The following is a 19,917-nucleotide window of genomic DNA, read 5'->3' on the forward strand; positions in this document are numbered from 1 at the left end:
GGACTTAATCCCGGTCTGACACCGCCCGGTCAGACCGTGCGAGCCGTAGGGGATAGCTGCCCGCCCCCTCCGGCACCCGGACGGGCGGGGCCTGCTCCGTGCCCCCCACCCTGGAGATGCCCCGCCCGTCCGTCAGCTCCCCGCCTCACGGCAGCCAGGACACCGAGCCGCGCAGCAGCGCGTAGCCGACGAAGGCGACGATGTCGATCACCGCATGCCCCACCACCAGCGCGGTGAGCCGGTTGGTGCGCTGCCAGACCCGGCCGTAGACCAGCCCCATCACGATGTTGCCCGCGAACCCGCCGAAGCCCTGGTACAGGTGGTACGAGCCGCGCAGCACCGCGGAGACCGCCAGCGACCGGTTCTCCGACCAGCCGAGCATGCGCAGCCTGGTGATCAGGTAGCCGACCACCAGCACCTCCTCGGCCCAGGAGTTGCCGATCGCGGACAGGATCAGCGCCGGGGTGCGCCACCAGGTGTCATCCAGCGCCGAGGGCACCACGGTCAGGTTCAGCCCCATCGCCCTGGTGATGAGGTAGAAGGCGATGCCGGGCAGGCCGATCAGTGCGGCGAGGCCGAGTCCGCGCAACGCGTCGGAACCGAGTCGCCGCCGGTCCAGGCCGACCTCGGAGAGCTTCTTGCCCGCCTTCCACAGCAGGTAGGCCCCGAGCGCGCCCCAGGCGAGCAGTTGCAGCACGCCGAGCAGCTGGTGCGCCAGGTCGAGCAGGCTGAGCGCGGAGCGGGGGACGTTGAGCGCCACCGACTGCTGGCTCAGCGGCTTGGGCTGCAACAGCGAACCGATCAGGGAGAGCAGGCTGCGCAGGCCGGAGAGGCCCAGCGTCGCGGCGAACACGATCGCCAGCTCGATCCACACCGCCCGCCGCTGCACCGGGTCGGTGATCACCTCGATCTCCGGCCGCGCCGGGTTCAGCCACCTGCTGATCACGCTCGCCATGCTGGCAGCGTGTCAGTCGGTCCCGTGTGAGCGGCGCGCGACCCAGGCGGCGAGCTGGGTGCGGCGCTCCATGCCGAGCTTGGCCAGCACCGAGGTCACGTAGTTCTTCACCGTCTTCTCGGCCAGGAACAGCCGCTCGGCGATCTGCCGGTTGGTCAGGCCCTCGCCGATCAGGCCGAGCACCTTGCGCTCCTGGTCGGTGAGCGCGGCCAGCTCGTCCGGCGGCTCCGGATCGCCGCGGCGCAGCCGGTCCAGCACCCTGGCCGTGGTGACCGGGTCCAGCAGCGAGCGCCCGGCCGCCACCTCGCGCACCGCGGTCACCAGGTCCTGGCCGCGCACCTGCTTGAGCAGGTAGCCGGAGGCCCCGGCCATGATCGCGCCGACCAGCGCGGCCTCGTCGTCGAAGGCGGTCAGCACCAGGCAGCGCGGCGCGTCCGGGCCCTGGGCGCGCAGGGTGCGGCACAGCGCCACCCCGTCACCGTCGGGCAGCCGCATGTCCACCACCGCGACCTGGGGGCGGTGCGCGAGCGCGACCACCTCGGCCTCGGCCACGCTGCCCGCCTCGGCCACCACCTGGATGTCGTCCTCGGTGTCCAGCAGGTCGCGCAGGCCGCGGCGGACCACCTCGTGGTCGTCGACGAGCAGGACCCGGATCGGCACCAGATCAGGTTACGGGGGCGGGAACATCTCCGGCTCGCAGGTCGTTGGCACTCATGACCGGCGAGTGCTAAAACCGCCGGTGAGGAACCTGGAAAGGGTGAAAGAACATGGCTCTTGCAGTCCGTTCCACGTGGGACCCGTTCACCGCGCTGGTCCGCCAGTTCGACCGTGACGTCTTCGAGGGCCTGACCCGTTCAGCGCCCGCCGCCCAGGGCTTTGTGCCCGCCGCGGACGTCCGCAAGGACGGCGCCGACGTGGTGCTCACGCTGGAACTGCCCGGCGTCGACGTGGCCAAGGACGTCGAGGTCGAGGTGGCCGAGCGCCGCCTGACCATCAGCGGCCGCAGGCACGACGAGCACTCCGAGGAGCAGGGCGGCCTGATCCGCAAGGAGATCCGGCACGGCGAGTTCCGGCGCGAGTTCTCCCTGCCCGCCGGCGTCACCGCCGAGCAGATCGAGGCCGACTACGACCGCGGCCTGCTCAAGGTCCGCATCCGCGAGGTGGTGAAGGTGCCTGCCGCACCGGCGAAGATCGCCATCCGCGGCGGCGAGACCACCGAGCGCCCGGCCGTCGAGGCAGGCTGACCAACAGCGAACAAAAGGGGCATTCCCGTGCTTGCACCACGGGAATGCCCCTTTCGCGTTCAGCGTACGCCGGATCAGGGGTCCTCGACCGCGGAAACCCGGTAGCGGGCCACCGAGGCGTCCCTGATCTGCGCGGTCTGCGCCGAGTCCGGGCCGTCGCCGCGGAAACGGGCCAGGTCCTCATCGCACTCCCAGCGCTCGAACACGGTGATCCGGCCGGGCAGCAACGGGTCCGGTGCGAGGACGAAGGCGTGGCAGCCGTGCGCGGCCCTGGCCAGCTCGATCGCGGGCAGGCAGTCCCGCAGGTAGGCGTCCCTGGTCTCCGGATCGACGTCCAGCCAGCCCGCGATGATGATCACGGGCCTAGCTTCTCAGTTCCGGGAGCCGAAGACCTCGTCCCACGCCGCGGTGACCTGGCGGCCGCAGGTCGAAGGGTCCACTCCGCCGACCCCGGTGCCCAGTCCGGGCAGCGCGATCGAGCGGACCGCCTGGCGCACCGGGGTGCCGTCCTCCAGCCTGCCCTCCAGCCAGAGCCGGAACACCGCGCGGGCGGCCAGGTACGGGTGCACGGTGTCCTTGGGCAGCAGCTCGCCGGGCACCCGCATGGTGGGCGCGCTGATCAGCCACTGCGGGGCCGCCTCGCCGGTGGGCACGATCAGCGCCTCGCCGACCGGCAGTTCACCGCCGTGCAGGGCCAGCACCGCGCTGCGCACGTACTGCTCGACCTGGGGGAAGGCGGTGGCGTAGACCGCGTCGATGCCGCCGCGCATCCAGCCGTAGGAGTTGGCCGGGCTGACCACCGCGTCCACGTCGAGGTCCAGCACCGAACCCTGGTGCACCTCGACCCCGGCGCGGCCGGCCGCCGCGCGCTCCCACTCCCAGCCGAGCGGGCCGGCCACGGCGCACAGCACCAGGCGTGGCACTGCCGCCTTCGGTTGCACTTTCCCGGTCACGCCCCAAGCATCGCCGGTCACGGGGAAAGCATTGCAGCAAACCAACACGGCCGGTCACCGGGTCTTCCACCAGTCGGGTGGGTGTTCTCACGGTTGAGAGCAAGGACACAGCGGCCTCCCGCTACCGGGTTAGGGTGAGGTATGCCGCGCATCGCCTACTTGGGGCCGGAACGAACCTTCACCGAACAGGCGACCCGGCGTCTGTTCGACCCGGCCGCCCACGAGCTGGTCCCGGCCACCACGGTCGCCGCGGCACTGGAGAGCGTCCGGCTGGACAAGGTCGAGGCCGCGGTGGTGCCGGTGGAGAACTCGGTGGAGGGCTCGGTGCCGCCCACCCTGGACGGCCTGGCCCTGGGCAGCCCGCTGGTCGCGGTGGCCGAGACCGTGCTGCCGGTGCGCTTCACCGTGCTGGTCCGGCCCGGCACCACGGCCGCCGACATCCGCACCGTGACCAGCCACCCGCACGCGCTGGCCCAGGTCAGGGAGTGGCTGGCGGCCAACCTGCCGGGCGCGGCCGAGCTGGCCACCACCTCCACCGCGGCCGCCGCGGTCGCGGTGGCGCAGGGCAGCGCGGACGCGGCGATCACCGCGCCGATCGCGGCCGAGGGCTCCGCGCTGACCGCGCTGGCCACCGACATCGGCGACGTGGCCGACGCGGTGACCCGGTTCCTGCTGGTCCGCAAGCCCGGCCCGCTGCCGGCGCCGACCGGCAACGACCGCACCTCGATCGTGGTGGTCACCGAGAACCGGCCGGGCTCGCTGTCGGCGGTGCTGGTCGAGCTGGCCCTGCGCGGGATCGACCTGTGCCGGATCGAGTCCCGGCCGACCAGGGAGAAGCTGGGCGTCTACCGGTTCTTCCTCGACTTCGCCGGGCACATCGCCGAGCCCAGGGTCGGCGACGCGCTGGCCGCCCTGCACCGGAGTTGCTCCGACGTGCGCTTCCTCGGCTCCTTCCCGCGCGCCGACGGCCAGTCGCCGCCCCCGGCGCCGGGCACCGGCGCGGCCGAGTTCACCGAGGCCGGCCAGTGGCTGGCCCAGGTGCGCGCGGGCGAGCGGGCATGAGCTCGTTACGACTGATGCTGGTGCGGCACGGCCAGACCCCGGCCAACGTCCGGCACGCGCTGGACTCCAAGCCGCCCGGCCCGCCGCTGACCGCCGAGGGCCGCCGCCAGGCCGACAAGCTGGCCGAGGAACTGGCCACCGAGCCGGTCACCGCGGTCTACGCCAGCGTCGCGGTGCGCGCCCAGATGACGGCGGCCCCGGTCGCGCTGCGGCACGGGGTGCCGGTGCGGGTGATCGAGGGCGTGCACGAGACCCAGGTCGGCCCCGAGCTGGAGGGCCGCAACGACGACGCGGCGATCCGGGAGTTCAGCCGGGTGGTGGACCGCTGGCTGGACGGCGACCTGGCCGGCTCCGCGCCCGGCGGCGAGACCGGGTTCCAGGTGGTCGAGCGGTTCAGCGCGGCGGTGCGCCAGATCGCCGCCGAGCACAGCGACGGGGTGGTGGTGCTGGTCAGCCACGGCGCGGCGATCCGGCTGATGGCGGTGCACCTGCTCGACGGCAGCACCGACGTGCTCGCCGGGCACCCGTACCTGCCCAACACCGGCCGGGTGGTGCTGGAGGCCGACCCGGACAGCTCGGGTGGCTGGCGGTTCGTGGAGTGGCTCGGGATCGAGAGGATCTAGCCCCAGCCCAGTTCGTGCAGCTTGGCGTCGTCGATGCCGAAGTGGTGCGCGATCTCGTGCACCACGGTGATCGCCACCTCCTCGACCACGTCGTCCTCGGTCTCGCAGATGTCCAGGATGGCGTCCCGGTAGATGGTGATCCGGTCCGGCAGCACGCCGCCGTAGTCGGTGTTGCGCTCGGTCAGCGCGATGCCCTCGTACAGCCCCAGCAGCCCGGACTCCTCCGGGTGCCGGGGCTCGACGAAGACGGCCACGTTGTCCATCGCCCTGGCCAGTTCGGGCGGCACCTCGTCCAGCGCCTCGCCGACCAGCTCGTCGAACCGGCCGGGCGTCATGTCCACCGGCACGGCTAGCCGCCGGTGGAGGTGGGGGTGGCCGGCGCGCCGCCGCCAGGGGTGCCGCCGGGGTGCTCGGAGTTGGCGTTGGTGGGCACCACGGTCTCCTCCGCCTTCACCTCGGTGCCAGGGCTGCCCGCGGGGGCCGGGGCGCCCGGCGGCAGCTTGGACAGCAGCACCGGCGCCTGCTCCTTGCCGACCAGCACATCGCCCTTGACGCTGCCGTGCACCGGAGCCAGCCCACTCTTGTCCGGCAGCCGCGCGCCGACCTTGCACTCCACCCGGCGCGCGCCGGCCAGCCAGCTCTCCTGCTTGAGGGTGTCCCAGAACACGATCAGGCCCTTGCGGCTGACCACGTCCTGGCCGCCGGCGAACTCCGCCGCGGTCCTCGGGCACTCCGCGGCCAGCAGCTCGTCCTGCTTGGCCTCGGCCGGGAACTCCTGCGGGAACCGGGCGCCGAGGTTGACCACGCCGACCACCTCGTAGGCGTGCGGCCGGTCGCACTGCACCGGGTCGTAGACCTGCTTGCCGCTGATGCCAAGGCACATGCCCGGCGGGTGCACGTTGGACGGGTCAGCGGTCTTCGCGCTGCCCGCCGTCGGGAACAGCAGCCCGGACGGGCCCGCGTCCTGCATGCCGCACCAGACCTTGCGCTCCCCGGAGTTCCAGCTCTTCTCGCCGGAGCGCAGCAGGTTCACGCCGAGCTTGCCGTTGGGGTCGAACCGGCCGTCCAGGTACTGCACGGACATCTCGGTGCAGCGGTCAGCGGCGATGCCCTCCCAGCGGATCGCGTCCGGGAACGGCGAGCCCGGCGGGAAGTCCGCGGCCAGGTCGACCGAGCCGGTGATCTCGAACAGGTGCGGTTTGTCGCATTCCACCCGGCGCGCGTCGCCCGCGTCCTGGCGGGTCCAGGTCAGGCAGGTGCCGGGCGGCGCGTCCCGAACCGCGCTGGCCGGGCCGTCGGTCTCCCCTGCGACCTCGGGGCCGACGTGCCACCCTAGGACGGTGCTCAGCACCAGGACCATCAGCGCACCGGCGAACGCCCCTGCCATCACGCGGCGGGTGCTTGCCGTGTTGTTCATGAGGCGAATCCGATCAGCGGTCGACGTCTGGGGCTCTGGCATCCTCTCCATCATGCCGTGAGGCCCCCATTGCATACGGCCATCCGGGTGACGTGTATTGCTATTCAGCCTTCTTGCTCCGTCACAGGGACGACGTAGGTACGGTGCCGCCGGGAGTGGTCGATGACTGAGAACGTGAATCCGGGTAACCAGCAGCCTCCTGTGCCTCCCAGGCGAGGACAGGTTAGCCACCAGGACCCGAGTACGACGAGGGCCCGTCCGCCGACCCTGGCCGAGCAACGTGCTCGTCAGGAGGCCGAGCAGGCGGAGCTGGCACAGCGTCAGGCGGAGATCGCCGAGGCCGAGCGCAAGGCCAAGCTGCGCAAACGGCTGCTCATCGGCGGCGGGGTGACCGTGGGCGTGGTCGCGCTGGTGGCCATCTGGTACGCCGCGCAGCAGCCCGACGACGTCACCGCGCGCTGCGTCGACCAGAACGGCGTGGTGGTCGACGACGACTACTGCGACGACGACTACGCGCGCTCGCACGGCGCCTCCGGCCACAGCGGCGGGGTGTTCATCTACAGCGGCGGCCGCCAGTACAGCTACAACTACGGCGGCAGCGGCAGCTACGGGCAGAAGATCACCGGCGGCAGCTCGGTGCGGCCCAAGGACGCCAACATCACCACCGCCAGCGGCAAGTCCATCCAGCGCGGCGGCTTCGGCATCCGCGGTGGCAGCGGCGGCTCCAGCGGAGGCAGCTGACCGTGCGTCGCGAGACCTCAGCGCCGCGCCCCGACTGGGAGTCGCGGATCGCCGGGCAGGGCCTGGTCTACGGCTCCCCGGCCACCTACGCCGACGGCAGCCGCCGCCCGTACTGGGACGAGTCGGTGCACTACGTCTTCGAGCTCGACGAGGTGCTGGCCATGGAGGCCGACGTCGAGCTGCTGCACTCGATGTGCCTGGACGCGGTGGACAACGTGGTGACCACCGAGCGGTTCAAGGACTTCGGCATCCCGGAGTGGGTGTGGCCGGCCATCGCCGAGTCCTGGCGGCGGCACGACCCGCACCTCTACGGCCGCTTCGACCTGCGCTACGACGGCTCCGGCCCGGCCAAGCTGCTGGAGTACAACGCGGACACCCCGACCTCCCTGCTGGAGGCCGCGGTGGTGCAGTGGAACTGGCTGCAGGAGACGCACGAGGGCCACGACCAGTGGAACTCCATCCACGAGAAGCTGGTGGAGCGCTGGGGCGAGCTGGCCGACAAGCTGCCCTCGCCGCTGGTGCACTTCACCTTCTCCGGCGCGGACGCCAGCGGCGAGGACCACATCACCGCGGCCTACCTGCAGGAGACCGCGGCCGAGGCCGGGCTGGACACGGTGGGCCTGGCCATCGAGGAGATCGGCTGGGACCCGGTGCTGCACCGGTTCGTCGACCTCCGCGAGGACCCGATGGGCACGGTGGCCAAGCTCTACCCGTGGGAGTGGCTGGTCGACGACCCGTTCGGCAGGCACGCGGTGGAGACGCTGCCGGGCACGCTGTGGATCGAGCCGCTGTGGAAGATGCTGCTGTCCAACAAGGCGCTGCTCGCGGTGCTGTGGGAGATGTACCCGGGGCACCCGAACCTGCTGCCCGCCTACCTCAACGAACCCGGCTTCCTCACCGAGTACGTGAAGAAGCCGCTGCTCGGCCGGGAAGGCGCCAACATCGACATCGTGGCGCCCGGCATGGAGCAGCGCACCGGCGGCGTGTACGGCGCCGAGGGGTTCGTCTACCAGTTGTTCTCGCCGCTGCCGGAGTTCGACGGGATGCGGCCGGTGCTCGGCGCCTGGGTGGTCGGCGACCACTCCGCGGGGCTGGGCATCAGGGAGACGGTCGGTCTGGTGACCGACGACGGCGCGGCGTTCGTGCCGCACCGGATTCCGCAGTCGTCGTAGTCCACACTGGACCGTCCAACGCAGACGGTCGGGTAACTAGGAGGAACCCCAAGTGTCCAACCTGATGACCGTGTCCAGCCTCGCGCTGGAGCCCGGCTTCGGCGCCAACGTCGTCCGCGGCATCGGGGCCATCGCGCTGTACGCGGTGGTTGGCCTGCTGCTCATGCTGGTCGGCTTCTACGCCATCGACCTGACCACCCCCGGCAAGCTCAACCAGATGGTGCGGGCGGGCTCGCCGAACGCGGTGGTGATCACCGCGTCCGGGCTGCTCAGCATGGCCTTCATCGTGGTGGTGGCCATCTACAACGCGGCGGGCAAGCTCACCGAGGGCCTGCTGCTGGCGCTGATCTTCGGCCTGGTCGGCATCATCGTGCAGGTGCTCGCGGTGCGGCTGCTGGAGTGGGCCACCCGGATCGACATCGGCGCCATCCTGCGCGCGGACCAGTTCACCCCGGCCAGCCTGGTCGTCGCCTCGGCGCACCTGGGCCTCGGCCTGGTGGTCGCGGTCGCCATCAGCTGATCTCCACCGGCGCGGCGGGCGGGGTCCGGCTGGACCCGCCCGCCGCGTTGATCACCCTGGTCAGGCGCTAGGCTGACCGACTGTGATCGACCTCAAGACCCTCCGCGAGAACCCGGACCTGGTGCGCGCCTCGCAGCGTGCCAGGGGCGAAGACCCGGCGCTGGTGGACGCGCTGCTGAGTGCGGACGAGCGGCGGCGCTCCGTGGTCTCCAGGGCCGACACCCTGCGAGGTGAGCAGAAGGCCTTTGGCAAGCAGGTCGGCCGGGCACAGGGCGAGGAGCGCGCGGCGCTGCTGGCCAAGGGCAAGGAGCTGGCCGCCGAGGTGAAGGCGGCCGAGGCCGAGCAGCACGAGGCGGAGGCAGAGTTCGTCGCCGCCCAGCGCCGGATCTCCAACATCATCGTGGACGGCATCCCGCACGGCGGCGAGGACGACTACGTCGTGCTCAAGCACGTCGGCCAGCCGCGCGAGTTCGACTTCACGCCCAAGGACCACCTGGAGCTGGCCGAGGGCCTCGGCGCGATCGACATGGAGCGCGGGGCCAAGGTCTCCGGCTCGCGGTTCTACTTCCTCACCGGGGTCGGCGCGCAGCTCCAGCTGGCGCTGCTCAACCTGGGCGCGCAGCAGGCCGTCGCGGCCGGTTTCTCGTTGATGATCCCGCCGGTGCTGGTGCGTCCGGAGATCATGGAGGGCACCGGCTTCCTGGGCGCGCACGCCAGCGAGGTCTACCGGCTGCGCGATGACGACCTGTACCTGGTGGGCACCTCCGAGGTGCCGATGGCCGGGTACCACTCGGACGAGATCATCGACCTCACGCACGGGCCCAAGCGGTACGCGGGCTGGTCCTCCTGCTTCCGCCGCGAGGCCGGCTCCTACGGCAAGGACACCCGCGGCATCATCCGGGTGCACCAGTTCGACAAGATCGAGATGTTCTCCTACTGTCAGCCGCAGGACGCCGAGGCCGAGCACCAGCGCCTGCTGACCTGGGAAGAGGAGATGCTGGCCAAGGTCGAGCTGCCGTACCGGGTGATCGACACCGCCGCGGGCGACCTGGGCGCCAGCGCGGCCCGCAAGTTCGACTGCGAGGCCTGGCTGCCCACCCAGCAGACCTACCGCGAGGTCACCTCGACCTCCAACTGCACCACCTTCCAGGCCCGCCGCCTCGGCGCCCGCTACCGGGACGCCGACGGCAAGCCGCAGGTCGCGGCCACGCTCAACGGAACGCTGGCCACCACCAGGTGGATCGTGTCCATCCTGGAGAACCACCAGCAGGAGGACGGTTCGGTGCGCCTGCCCGAGGCGCTGCGGCCGTTCTTCGGCGGGGCGGACGCGCTGAAGCCGGTCAGTCGCTAACAGTTTCGGGTTAGTCTCGGAATGAGACAGTGCTGTCTCACCGGTGGTAGCGTCGTCTCATGGTGGCAGACCGAGAACGGGTCCTGCGCGCGGCTGCCGCGCTGCTGGTGCGCCGGCCCAACGCGGCGATGGCCGAGGTCGCGCAGGCGGCGGGGATAAGCAGGGCGACACTGCACCGGCTGGTGCCCAGCCGGGACGCGCTGGTGGTCGAACTGGCCAAGCTGGCGCTGACCGAGGGCGAGGCCGCGCTGGAGGCGGCCAAGCCGGAGGACGGTGACGCGGCCGAGGCGGTGCGCCGGGTGGTGCGCGAGCTGATGCCCATCGCCGACCTGTACGCCTTCCTCACCGGCGAGCACCTGTTGATCACCCGCCCCGAGCTGGACGCCGGGTACGACCTGCTCGACCGCAGGCTCACCGCGCTGATCCGGCGCGGCCAGGAGTCCGGCCAGTTCCGGGTGGACCTGACCGCGGAGTGGCTGGTCGAGGCGCTGGTCGCGCTGCTCACCGGCGCCGGGTTCGCGGTGCTGGACGGCAAGCTGGCGCCAAGGGACGCGCCGCGCGCGGTGGCCGAGCTGCTCATCGGCGGCATGCTCAGGGGAGGGGCGCAGTGAGCGAGACGACCGCCGGTCAGAACACCGAGCTGTCCTCGAGGGCCCGCTGGATCGCGTTGTCCGCGCTGGTGCTGGCGGTGCTGCTGATCGCGGTGGACGGCACCGTGCTGCACCTGGCGCTGCCCATGATCACCGAGGAGCTCAAGCCCACCAGCCAGGAGCTGCTGTGGATCGGTGACATCTACTCCTTCGTGCTGGCCGGCCTGCTGGTCACCATGGGCACCCTCGGCGACCGGATCGGCCGGAAGAAGCTGCTGCTCATCGGTGCGGTGGCGTTCGGCCTGATCTCGGTGCTGGCCGCGTTCGCCACCACCTCGGCCACGCTCATCGCCGCCCGCGCGCTGCTCGGCCTGGCCGGCGCGACGATCATGCCGTCCACCCTGTCGATCATCCGGAACCTGTTCACCGACCCCAAAGAGCGGGTCATGGCGATCGGTATCTGGGGCGCGATGACCTCGGCAGGCGCCGCGGTCGGCCCGGTGGTCGGCGGCGTGCTGCTGCAGAACTTCCACTGGGGCTCGGTCTTCCTGATCAACGTGCCGGTGATGATCGTGCTGCTGATCGTCGGCTGGAAGGTGCTGCCGGAGTCCAAGGACCCCAAGCCGGGCGCCTGGGACCTGCCCAGTGCGGTGGCCTCGCTGGTCGGCATGATCGCGCTGGTCTACGGCATCAAGGAGATCGCCGCGGTCGGCTTCGGCCTGCCCGCCGCGATCGGCCTCGGCGTCGGCGTGGTGGTGCTGGCCTGGTTCGCCCGCCGCCAGCTGAAGCTGCCGGTGCCGCTGGTCGACGTCCGGCTGTTCCGCACCGGCAAGTTCAGCGGCGCGGTCTTCGCCGACCTGCTCGCGGTGCTCGCGCTCTCCGGCGTGGTGTTCTTCGGCGCCCAGTTCCTCCAACTGGTGCAGGGCTACCAGCCCTTCGACGCCGGTATCCGGGAGCTGCCGGTCACCGTCGGCGCGGTCATCTCCGGCCTGCTGGCAGGCGCCTTCGCCGCCCGGCACTCGGCACGGGCGGTGTGCGCCAGCGGCCTCGGCCTGACCGCGCTCGCCCTGGGCGCGATCGTGTTCATCCAGGGCGACACCCCGTACCTGTACTTCGGCCTGATCCTGCTGCTGGTCGGCTTCGGCTGCGGCGCCTCGTTCACCATCTCGGCGAACGTGGTGCTCTCCGCGGTGCCCAAGGAGAAGGCAGGCGCCGCGGCCGCGGTCGCGGAGACCGCCTACGAGCTCGGCACCGCACTGGGCATCGCGCTGATCGGCTCGATCATGACCGCGGTCTACCGGGCCAACGTGATCCCGCCGCCCGGTCTCCCAGCCGAAGCGGTGGCCGTGGCCAAGGACTCCCTGGGCGGCGCCACCGATGTCGCCAGGAGCCTTGGCGACCTCGGCCAGCAGCTGGTCACGGTGGCCCAGCAGGCCTTCGTCGACGGCATGCACTGGGCCAGCGTCGCCTCCGCGGTGGTGATCGCCGCCGCCGCGGTGTCCGCCTGGTTCATGCTCAAGGGCGTCTCCGCCGACTCCACCGTCCAGCACTAGAGGTCAGCCAGCTCAGCCCGGACCAGGGCGGCCGCGAGCCGCGCCTGGTCCGGGCCACTCACCAGCTCACCCAGCTTCGCCGGATCCTTCGGCAGCCCGGCTTTTTCCGCGCCCTGCAACGCTTTCCGGTCGAAGTAGGGCCGCAGCTCCGGCCACACCGCCTGCGCCTCGCGGCAGAAGATGTCCGCGCCCACCGGCCCGATCCGCGGGAACTCGGTGAGCAGACCGGTCAGCTTCCCGGTGTCCCCGTCCGCCTCGGCGCGCAGCTCGCGCAGGTCGCCGTGCCAGCGCTCCAGCAGCAACTGGGCGCCCTCGCCGAGCGCGGTCGCGGTGCTCTCGTCGTAGCGGACGTAGTGCGCGCGGCCCAGCGCGTCCACCCGCTCCTGCCAGCTCGCCGCGAGCATCTTCTCCGGGGTGCCGAAGACCTTCAGCTCGCGGGCGGCGTCCACGGCGATGTCCGCGCGGATCCGGGTGGCGAGCAGGGTGGCCAGCACCAGCAGCCGGTACAGCGGGGCGGGCTTGTCCGCCAGCGTGATCCCCGCCTGCTCGGCATAGGTCCGGCCGCCCCGCTCGAGCAGGTCGCGCACCGTGTCCTGGGCACTCATGCCCTTCGGGTGCCCGGCGCCACCGGGTTCATGCCCGCGGCGTGAGGAACTTCCCGGCGACCTCGAACAGCGTCTCCTCCCGGCCCGCGTACCAGTCATCCGGCCGCGGCCAGTGCGTCACCAGATCGGTGAAGCCCAGCTCAGCGGCCCGCCCTGCCGCGTCCGCGAAGGCCTCGGGACTGGACAGCGAGAACACCGGCGCCGCGTCCAGCTGGAGGTAGCGGTCGATGGAGGCGGGATCCCGGTCGCTGGCGGCCAGCGTCTCGTTGAACTTCTCGGTCACCACCCGCAGGTTCCGCCACCACTCGTCCAGGGTCTCCCCGCCGGTGCCCGTGGTCGACCAGCCAGCCCCGTGCTCGATCGCCAGCCCCATCGCCTTCGGCCCGTTGGCCGCCACCAGGAACGGCAGCCGCGAGGGCCGCAGGCAGCCCGGCAGCGTCCGCGCGTCCACCGCGGTGAAGAACTCACCCCGGTAGGTCACGTGGTCCTCGGTGAGCAGCAGATCGAGCAGCTCCACGAACTCCTTGAACCGCCGGAACCGCGCCATCGGCGGCAACACCGAACCCCCGAGCACGGTCGCGTCGAACCCGACCCCGCCCGCCCCCAGCCCCAGCGTGAACCGCCCACCGGAGATGTCGTCGAGGGACAGCAGCTCCCGGACGAAGCTGGCCGGGTGCCGGAAGTTCGGCGAGGCCACGAAGGTGCCCAGCCGGGCCTCGGCGGTCACCGTCGCGGCCGCGGTCAGCGTGGGCACGGTGCCGAACCACGGCCCATCCGCCAGCGACCGCCAGGCCAGGTGGTCATAGGTCCACAGGTGGTCGAAGCCGAGCTCCTCCGCCGTCCGCCACCGCCGGGCCGCCTCGGACCAGCGGAGCTCGGGCAGGATCACAATGCCGAAGCGCATGTTCGCCGAGCCTAGTCAGGCAGGACCTCGGTTGTCGGTTGCCATCGCTACTGTCGCGGGGATCGCTGGATCGGATGTGGGGAGTGGCCACTGTGGGCGGGTTTTTGCGCGTCGGCGAGGTGTACCGCTACGCGAGCAGCAGGGACCAGCACTCTCCCACGTTGGACGGCTGTCCCAACTACTACTACGTGACGCACTCGCCAGGGAAGAAGCTGGCTCTCCTGGAGGCGGGCATCAATGGGATGGCCGAGGTCGCTGGACGACGCCCGGCGATTCTCATCCGTTCGAGTCCGTGGAAGGCAGGCACCGAAGACACGCCCTGGCACGACGTTTTCGACCTGGATCACGGCCACGTCCGCTATTTCGGTGACCACAAAGTGACCTCGACCAAGCCGGTGGGTCGAACGACCGGAAATGCCGCGCTCCTGGAAGCGTTCGTCGACCATCAGGGACGGACTCCGGAAGCGCGGGTCGCGGCTATCCCCTTGTTGCTGTTTCGTTCGGTGTCGCGCAACGGCAAAAACAAGGGGCATGTGGAGTTCTGCGGACTGGGCATCATCGAGCGGGCCGAGCGGCTGGTGCAGCGGGGCGGAGGCGAGCACACGTCCTTCGTCAACTACGTCTACGACATCGCGCTGATCGACCTGTGTGAGGAAGAGGACCAGGTCTCCTGGGACTGGGTGGACGCGCGCAGGGACGAGAACGTCACCGACCAGGAGGCGCTCGCTCTTGCGCCGCGGGCCTGGCAGGAGTGGGTGCGGCGCGGCAACTCCGCGTTGCCGAGGCTCCGGCGCCAGGTGGCGCGCGCCAAGATCGTCAAGGTTCGTGACCAGCGCCCGCAGACCAGCATCGACAAGGCTGAGCTGGACTGGGTCTACAAGCGCTTCGACGGCCACAAGCACGCGTTCGAGGCACTGGCCTCCGCCGTAGCGGCCAGGGTGTTGGGAGCCGGTGGGCAGAATTACCGCGAAGGCTGGTTGACCAGCAGATCCGGCGACGGCGGAACCGACTTCGTCGGCAGGCTCGAGATCGGCAGCGGTCTGGCGGGCACGAGCCTGGTCGTGCTCGGACAGGCCAAGTGCGTCAAACCCACTTCGTTGATCAGCGCGGAGCAGATCGCTCGGGTGGTGGCTCGGTTGCGTCGTGGCTGGATCGGTGTCTACGTGACCACCGCGGCCTACTCGGAGAAGGCACAGCAGGAAATTGTGGAGGACCAGTATCCGATCGTGCTGATCAGCGGGATGGAGCTGCTGCGCGAACTCCGGCGGATGGCGCGAGACGATTTTGGCGACGACCTGCCCGCCTGCGTCGAGCACCAGTTGTCCGAGCGGGAAATGGCGGTCACCCATCGCCGCCCGGAAGAGATCTTGCTCCAGTGACGGCGGGGCAACTTCGGCGCAGGATCACAGCGCGGAACCGGCTGCGGCCGTGCCCTGGTCAGGCAGGATGAACGGCGTGCGCAAACCGTTGCTGGTGGCATCTGACGTGGACGGAACCCTGATCGACCCGCTGGACCGCATCAGTGATCGCACCCGGCGGGCGGTGGCCGCGGTGCGTGCGGACGGGGTGCCGTTCGTGCTGGCCACCGGCAGGCCGCCGCGGTGGGTGCACCTGATCAGCGATGAGCTGGCGCTGGACGGGTACGCGGTGACCGCCAACGGCGCCCTGGTCTACGACGTGGGGGAGCGGCGAGTGGTGCGGAGCTGGTTGCTCGAGCCGCCGCTGCTCGGGGATGTGGCCTCGGCGCTGCTCAAGGCGATCCCGGGTTGTGCGTTCGCGGTGGAGCGGGCGCCGGACGGGGCGGGGCCGGCCTTTGTGCCCGACCAGCCGTACGGGGCCTTCCTGGCCGAGAACGGGTACACGCACGCGTGGCCGGAGTCGCGGTCGGTGGAGGTCAGCCGGGCCGAGGTGCTCGGGCAGTCGGCGATCAAGTTACTGGTCCGGCACGAGGGGATGACCAGCGAGGAGATGAGCGTGGCGGCCGAGGCGGTGCTGGCCGGGGCGGTGGGGATCACCTTCTCCACCTCGGCCGGGCTGATCGAGCTGGCCTCGCCCGGCATCACCAAGGCGACCGGGCTGGCCTGGGTGGCCGAGCAGCTCGGGGTCGCGCAGGCCGATGTGCTCGCTTTCGGCGACATGGCCAACGACCTGGAGATGATCAAGTGGGCCGGTTGCGGGGTGGCCATGGCCAACGGGTTGCCCGAGCTGGTGGCGCTGGCCGACGAGGTGACCGCGAGCAACTCCGAGGACGGGGTGGCCGCGGTGCTGGAACGCTGGTTCTGACCGGGCCGGGGTTACCACTAGCATCTGCCCGGTGATGGCGCTCGACGTTCTCATTCCGTACTACGGCGATCCGGACTACCTGATGAGGGCGGTGCACAGCGTCCGCGCGCTGGTGGACACCGACTGGCGGCTGGTCATCGTCGAGGACTGCTACCCCGACGGGCCCGCGGTGGAGAAGCGGATCGCCGAGCTCGGCGACGACCGCATCGTCTACCACCGCAACGAGACCAACCTGGGCACCGCGGGCAACCACTTCCGCTGCGTGCAGCTGGCCGAGCGCGAGCGGTTCGTGGTGATGGGCGCGGACGACCTGCTGCTGCCCAACTACGGCACCCAGCTCGCCGAGCTGTTGCAGCGGTACCCGGACGCCGCGCTGGTGCAGCCGGGCGTGCAGGTCATCGACGAGGCCGACCAGCCGTTCCTGCCGCTGCCGGACCGGGTCAAGGCGCTGGCCGGTCCGGGCAAGAAGGAGACCGAGCTGCTCGGCGAGGCCGCCGCGGTCAGCCTGCTGCGCGGGAACTGGCTCTACACCCCGGCCATCGCCTACCGCCGCGACCTCACCGCGCACCTGCCGTTCCGGGAAGGCACCGACGCGGTGCACGACCTGGGGCTGGTCATCGACGTGCTGCTGCAGGGCGGTTCCCTGGTCGTCGGCGAGGAGCCCGCGTTCCAGTACCGGCGGCACCGGGCCGGGCACTCCAGCTCCGCGGCCAAGACCGGGCAGCGGTTCGAGCAGGAGCGGGACTACTTCGCCCAGATCGAGGCCGAGCTGCGCGAGCGCGGCTGGCACCAGGCGGCCAAGGCCGCGAAGCGCCGGTTGTTCTCCCGGTTGAACGCGCTCACCCAGCTGCCCGGCGCGGTGGCTTCGGGGCAGGGCGCGGCAGTGCGGACCCTCCTCGGGCACGCCCTGCGCTGACCCTAGGGTTGGGGCGTGGCTAACTCCTCCGCGCGCACCGCGGTGCTCATGGGACTCGGGCTCGCGGTGCTCGGCGCGTCCGGGTTCGGTTTCCTCGCCGTGGTCGGCGCGACCCTGACCCCGAGCGACCAGGCCGGGGTGCTCGGCCTGTACCTGATCATCAACATCATCGGGCCGGGCCTGTTCGTGGCGCTGGAGCAGGAGACCAACCGGGTGCTCAGCAGCGGGACCGCCGCCGGCGTGGACCCGCGGCCGGGGATCCGGCGGGCCGCGCTGCTCGGCGCCGGGCTGGCCGGGGTGACGGTGCTGGTGGTGCTGGCCATCTCGCCGATCCTGGTGGAGCGCAACCTCGGCGGGCACCCCTCGCTGCTGCTGTGGATCGTGGTCGGCACGCTGGCCTCGGCCGCCATCTTCTTCGCCCGCGGGCTGCTGGCCGCCGGTGCGCAGTTCACCGGCTACGCGGCCAGCCTGGCCACCGAGGGGCTCACCCGGTTGCTGCCCTGCCTGGCGCTGGCCCTGCTGGGTTGCGCCACGGTCGACGGCTACGGACTGATCTTCGCCCTCGGCGGCGCCTTCGCGCTGCTGGTCGCGCTGCCCTGGCTGCGCCGGGCGCTGGCCGCGACCAAGATCACCGCCGAACCTGCCGACCCGGTCAACGCGGCCGCCGTGCTCGCCGGGCACAGCACCCGGACCATCGCGCACGGGCTGGTGCTGCTCGGCCTGGCCACCCTGCTCGCCCAGCTGGTGGCCAACCTGGCCCCGCTGGTGGTCACCGGCCGGATGCCGGAGGCGCCCGCGGTGGCCGTCGCCTTCGGCTTCGCCTTCGTGCTCACCCGGGTGCCGTTGCTGCTGTTCGGGCCGGTGCAGGCGATGATGCTGCCCGGACTGACCGCGGCCGCGGTGCGCGGCGACCTGGCCGAGGTGCGCCGCCGGGTCGGGCTCATCCTGCTCGCCGTGGCCGGGGTCGGACTGCCCGGCGCGCTGCTGTCCGCGCTGGTCGGGCCCTGGCTGGTGGTCACCTTCTTCAGGGCGACAGTGTGGCCGTCTCCGCTGGTCATGGGCCTGCTCGGGCTCTCGACCGTGCTGCTGATGATCGCCCAGGTGCTCCAGCCCGCGCTGGTGGCCGTCGGCAGGCACCGGGTGGTCACGATCGGCTGGGTGATCGGCACCGCGGTGCTGGTCGCGATCATGCTGCTGCCGGGCGAGCCGATCGGCACCGCGGTGGTGGCCCAACTGGCCGGGCCGCTGCTGGTGGCGCTGGTGACCGCGGGCGGGCTGTGGCGCGCGGTCCGGGACCGCGCGCCGGTCGGGGTCAGCTGACTCCGGCCCGTTCCCGCGCCCAGGCCACCACGTTGGCCACGCCGGTGGCCAGGTCGGTGGCCGGCTTCCAGCCCAGCTCGGCGTGCGCGGCCGAGGAGTCCAGCACCATCGCGGCCAGGTCGCCCGGCCGGGCGGGGGCGAACTCCGGCTCGCGGTCCACGCCCGCTGCCCTGGCCACCACGCGGTGCAGCTCCAGGTCGGAGGTCTCCACCCCGGTGCCCAGGTTGAACCGGCGGCCGCCGCCTGCCTCGCCACTGGCCTTGACCAGCGCGTCCACGATGTCGCCGACGTAGATGTAGTCGCGGGTGTTGTCGCCCTTGCCGAAGACCTTGGTGGGCCCGCCGCTGGTCAGCGCGCCGGCGAAGATCGCCACCACGCCCGCCTCGCCGTGCGGGTCCTGGCGCGGGCCGTAGACGTTGCCGAAGGCCAGCGCGGTGTAGTCCAGGCCGTGCAGCTGCCGGTACTGGCGCAGGTAGGTCTCGCCGGTGAGCTTGCTACTGGCGTAGGGCGAGAGCGGGTTGGTCGGCGCGGTCTCGGCCACCGGCAGGTCGGTGGTCGGCCCGTAGATGGCCACCGAGGAGGCGAAGAGCACCTTGCGGGTGCCTGCCGCGCGGGCGGCCTCCAGCACCGCGACCGTGCCCAGCACGTTGACCTTGGCGTCGTGCAGCGGGTCGGCCACGCTGGCCCGCACGTCCACCTGGGCGGCCAGGTGGAAGATCACCTCGGGCGCGGCCTCGGCGACGGCCGCGGCCAGGTCCGGGCCGGTCACGTCCAGCTCGACGAACCGGAACCGCTCGTTGCCCATGGCCCCGTCCAGGTTGGCCAGGCGGCCGTTGGACAGGTCGTCGAACACGGTCACCTGGTGACCCTCGGTCAGCAGCCGATCGCTCAGATTGGAGCCGATGAAACCGGCGCCCCCCGTGACCAGAACTCGCATAGAACGCCCCTTGTGAACCGTGTCAAGCAGGTTGAACTACCATAGCCCGGTCGTGTCGTCCGCCTGATTTGGAGCCTTACGGCAATGTCTGACCACGACGACGTCTGGGTGGTCGTACCCGTCTACAACGAAGACAAGGTCATCGCCGAGGTAGTCGAGAACACCAGGAAGACCTTCCCCAACATCGTCTGCGTGGACGACGGGAGCGCCGACCGGTCCGCCGAGGAGATCGCCCGCACGGGCGCGCACCTCGTCCGGCACCCGGTGAACCTCGGGCAGGGCGCGGCCCTGCAGACCGGGCTGTCGTACGCGCTGGGCAGGCCGGGAGCGAAGTACTTCATCACCTTCGACGCCGACGGTCAGCACCGCGTGGAAGACGCGCTGGCCATGATCGCCGAGGTCAAGTCGGGCAGCTGCGATGTCGCGCTCGGTTCCCGCTTCCTCAACAAGGCGGTCACCGTCCCGTGGATCAAGCGGGTGGTGCTGCGCACGGTGGTCGCGCTGAGCCCGAAGGCACGAAAGCTGCAGCTCACCGACGCGCACAACGGCCTGCGGGTGTTCAGCCGCCCGGTGGTCGAGCGCCTGCGCATCTCCATGAACGGCATGGCGCACGCCTCGGAGATCGTCTCGTTCCTCTCCGTGGCCAACGTCCGGGTCAAGGAGGTGCCGGTGACGATCCTCTACACCGAGTACTCCATGTCCAAGGGACAGTCCCTGGTCAATGGGGTCAACATCCTGTTCGACCTCTCGGTCAAGCAGCGGGGGAACTAG

Annotated in this window: 23 protein-coding genes; 14 read left to right on the plus strand and 9 right to left on the minus strand. The window is 71.3% G+C overall.

Features of this window, described 5'->3' with window-relative positions:
• Window positions 1–145: 145 nt before the first annotated feature.
• Both N8J89_RS00605 and N8J89_RS00610 read right to left on the minus strand, forming a co-directional pair.
• A complete protein-coding gene (locus N8J89_RS00605; RefSeq protein WP_283662433.1) occupies window positions 146–955 on the minus strand; it encodes a CPBP family intramembrane glutamic endopeptidase in 810 nt (269 codons plus the stop codon).
• Window positions 956–967: 12 nt separating this feature from the next.
• Complete coding sequence (locus N8J89_RS00610) at window positions 968–1,615, minus strand: response regulator (protein WP_252485649.1); 648 nt, start codon at window positions 1,613–1,615, stop codon at window positions 968–970.
• Window positions 1,616–1,722: 107 nt separating this feature from the next.
• On the opposite strand from N8J89_RS00610, the gene N8J89_RS00615 reads away from it, so the two are divergent.
• Window positions 1,723–2,199: an Hsp20/alpha crystallin family protein gene (locus tag N8J89_RS00615; protein ID WP_283662434.1), complete on the plus strand. Its 477-nt coding sequence runs from the start codon at window positions 1,723–1,725 to the stop codon at window positions 2,197–2,199.
• Between the two features lie 74 nt (window positions 2,200–2,273).
• On the opposite strand, the gene N8J89_RS00620 is transcribed toward N8J89_RS00615, so the two are convergent.
• A complete protein-coding gene (locus tag N8J89_RS00620) occupies window positions 2,274–2,558 on the minus strand; it encodes a putative quinol monooxygenase (RefSeq protein ID WP_283662435.1) in 285 nt (94 codons plus the stop codon).
• Window positions 2,559–2,570: 12 nt separating this feature from the next.
• Window positions 2,571–3,152 carry a macro domain-containing protein gene (locus tag N8J89_RS00625; protein WP_283662436.1) on the minus strand — a complete coding sequence of 194 codons (582 nt, stop codon included), beginning with the start codon at window positions 3,150–3,152 and terminating at the stop codon, window positions 2,571–2,573.
• Window positions 3,153–3,293: 141 nt separating this feature from the next.
• On the opposite strand from N8J89_RS00625, the gene pheA reads away from it, so the two are divergent.
• The gene (gene pheA / locus N8J89_RS00630) at window positions 3,294–4,214 is read left to right on the plus strand and encodes a prephenate dehydratase (RefSeq protein WP_283662437.1); all 921 of its coding nucleotides are present in this window, start codon (window positions 3,294–3,296) and stop codon (window positions 4,212–4,214) included.
• Window positions 4,211–4,837, plus strand: coding sequence for a histidine phosphatase family protein (locus N8J89_RS00635; RefSeq protein ID WP_283662438.1), 627 nt, complete (start codon window positions 4,211–4,213; stop codon window positions 4,835–4,837). Before pheA ends, N8J89_RS00635 begins: the two co-directional genes overlap by 4 nt.
• On the opposite strand, the gene N8J89_RS00640 is transcribed toward N8J89_RS00635, so the two are convergent.
• Window positions 4,834–5,184, minus strand: coding sequence for a metallopeptidase family protein (locus N8J89_RS00640; RefSeq protein ID WP_252485643.1), 351 nt, complete (start codon window positions 5,182–5,184; stop codon window positions 4,834–4,836). The genes N8J89_RS00635 and N8J89_RS00640 overlap by 4 nt on opposite strands.
• 2 nt (window positions 5,185–5,186) lie before the next feature.
• Window positions 5,187–6,254 (minus strand): septum formation family protein, encoded by a 1,068-nt coding sequence (locus tag N8J89_RS00645; protein WP_283662439.1) that lies wholly within the window; start codon window positions 6,252–6,254, stop codon window positions 5,187–5,189.
• A gap of 201 nt (window positions 6,255–6,455) precedes the next feature.
• On the opposite strand from N8J89_RS00645, the gene N8J89_RS00650 reads away from it, so the two are divergent.
• The 6 genes from N8J89_RS00650 (at window position 6,456) to N8J89_RS00675 (ending at window position 12,181) form a co-directional block, all read left to right on the plus strand.
• On the plus strand, window positions 6,456–6,995 hold the full coding sequence (locus N8J89_RS00650) for a hypothetical protein (protein ID WP_349497434.1): 540 nt from the start codon (window positions 6,456–6,458) through the stop codon (window positions 6,993–6,995).
• 2 nt (window positions 6,996–6,997) lie between these two features.
• A complete protein-coding gene (locus tag N8J89_RS00655) occupies window positions 6,998–8,167 on the plus strand; it encodes a glutathionylspermidine synthase family protein (RefSeq protein ID WP_283662441.1) in 1,170 nt (389 codons plus the stop codon).
• Window positions 8,168–8,231: 64 nt separating this feature from the next.
• A complete protein-coding gene (locus tag N8J89_RS00660; protein WP_283666044.1) occupies window positions 8,232–8,687 on the plus strand; it encodes a DUF350 domain-containing protein in 456 nt (151 codons plus the stop codon).
• Between the two features lie 82 nt (window positions 8,688–8,769).
• Window positions 8,770–10,038 carry a serine--tRNA ligase gene (gene serS / locus N8J89_RS00665; protein ID WP_283662442.1) on the plus strand — a complete coding sequence of 423 codons (1,269 nt, stop codon included), beginning with the start codon at window positions 8,770–8,772 and terminating at the stop codon, window positions 10,036–10,038.
• A 59-nt stretch (window positions 10,039–10,097) separates the two neighbouring features.
• A complete protein-coding gene (locus tag N8J89_RS00670; RefSeq protein ID WP_283662443.1) occupies window positions 10,098–10,649 on the plus strand; it encodes a TetR/AcrR family transcriptional regulator in 552 nt (183 codons plus the stop codon).
• Window positions 10,646–12,181 (plus strand): MFS transporter, encoded by a 1,536-nt coding sequence (locus N8J89_RS00675; protein ID WP_283662444.1) that lies wholly within the window; start codon window positions 10,646–10,648, stop codon window positions 12,179–12,181. Before N8J89_RS00670 ends, N8J89_RS00675 begins: the two co-directional genes overlap by 4 nt.
• Here the strand turns inward: N8J89_RS00675 and N8J89_RS00680 are convergent.
• Window positions 12,178–12,786 (minus strand): endonuclease, encoded by a 609-nt coding sequence (locus N8J89_RS00680; protein WP_283662445.1) that lies wholly within the window; start codon window positions 12,784–12,786, stop codon window positions 12,178–12,180. The genes N8J89_RS00675 and N8J89_RS00680 overlap by 4 nt on opposite strands.
• A gap of 28 nt (window positions 12,787–12,814) precedes the next feature.
• The gene (locus tag N8J89_RS00685) at window positions 12,815–13,690 is read right to left on the minus strand and encodes an LLM class flavin-dependent oxidoreductase (protein ID WP_283662446.1); all 876 of its coding nucleotides are present in this window, start codon (window positions 13,688–13,690) and stop codon (window positions 12,815–12,817) included.
• A gap of 83 nt (window positions 13,691–13,773) precedes the next feature.
• On the opposite strand from N8J89_RS00685, the gene N8J89_RS00690 reads away from it, so the two are divergent.
• The 4 genes from N8J89_RS00690 to N8J89_RS00705 all read left to right on the plus strand — a co-directional run bounded on the left by N8J89_RS00690 (window position 13,774) and on the right by N8J89_RS00705 (window position 18,209).
• The gene (locus N8J89_RS00690; protein ID WP_283662447.1) at window positions 13,774–15,069 is read left to right on the plus strand and encodes a restriction endonuclease; all 1,296 of its coding nucleotides are present in this window, start codon (window positions 13,774–13,776) and stop codon (window positions 15,067–15,069) included.
• A 67-nt stretch (window positions 15,070–15,136) separates the two neighbouring features.
• Entirely contained in the window at window positions 15,137–15,973 is an 837-nt protein-coding gene (locus N8J89_RS00695) for a Cof-type HAD-IIB family hydrolase (RefSeq protein ID WP_349497435.1), read from the plus strand.
• Window positions 15,974–16,007: 34 nt separating this feature from the next.
• Window positions 16,008–16,889 carry a glycosyltransferase family 2 protein gene (locus N8J89_RS00700; protein WP_283662449.1) on the plus strand — a complete coding sequence of 294 codons (882 nt, stop codon included), beginning with the start codon at window positions 16,008–16,010 and terminating at the stop codon, window positions 16,887–16,889.
• A gap of 15 nt (window positions 16,890–16,904) precedes the next feature.
• Window positions 16,905–18,209, plus strand: coding sequence for a lipopolysaccharide biosynthesis protein (locus tag N8J89_RS00705; protein ID WP_283662450.1), 1,305 nt, complete (start codon window positions 16,905–16,907; stop codon window positions 18,207–18,209).
• Here the strand turns inward: N8J89_RS00705 and N8J89_RS00710 are convergent.
• Window positions 18,202–19,146 carry an NAD-dependent epimerase/dehydratase family protein gene (locus N8J89_RS00710; RefSeq protein ID WP_283662451.1) on the minus strand — a complete coding sequence of 315 codons (945 nt, stop codon included), beginning with the start codon at window positions 19,144–19,146 and terminating at the stop codon, window positions 18,202–18,204. The two genes, N8J89_RS00705 and N8J89_RS00710, sit on opposite strands and share 8 nt — an antisense overlap.
• Before the next feature lie 84 nt (window positions 19,147–19,230).
• Between N8J89_RS00710 and N8J89_RS00715 the strand changes: the two genes are divergently transcribed.
• The gene (locus tag N8J89_RS00715) at window positions 19,231–19,917 is read left to right on the plus strand and encodes a glycosyltransferase family 2 protein (RefSeq protein ID WP_185001135.1); all 687 of its coding nucleotides are present in this window, start codon (window positions 19,231–19,233) and stop codon (window positions 19,915–19,917) included.

This window comes from Crossiella sp. CA-258035, assembly GCF_030064675.1.
In the GTDB taxonomy this organism is placed as follows: domain Bacteria; phylum Actinomycetota; class Actinomycetes; order Mycobacteriales; family Pseudonocardiaceae; genus Crossiella.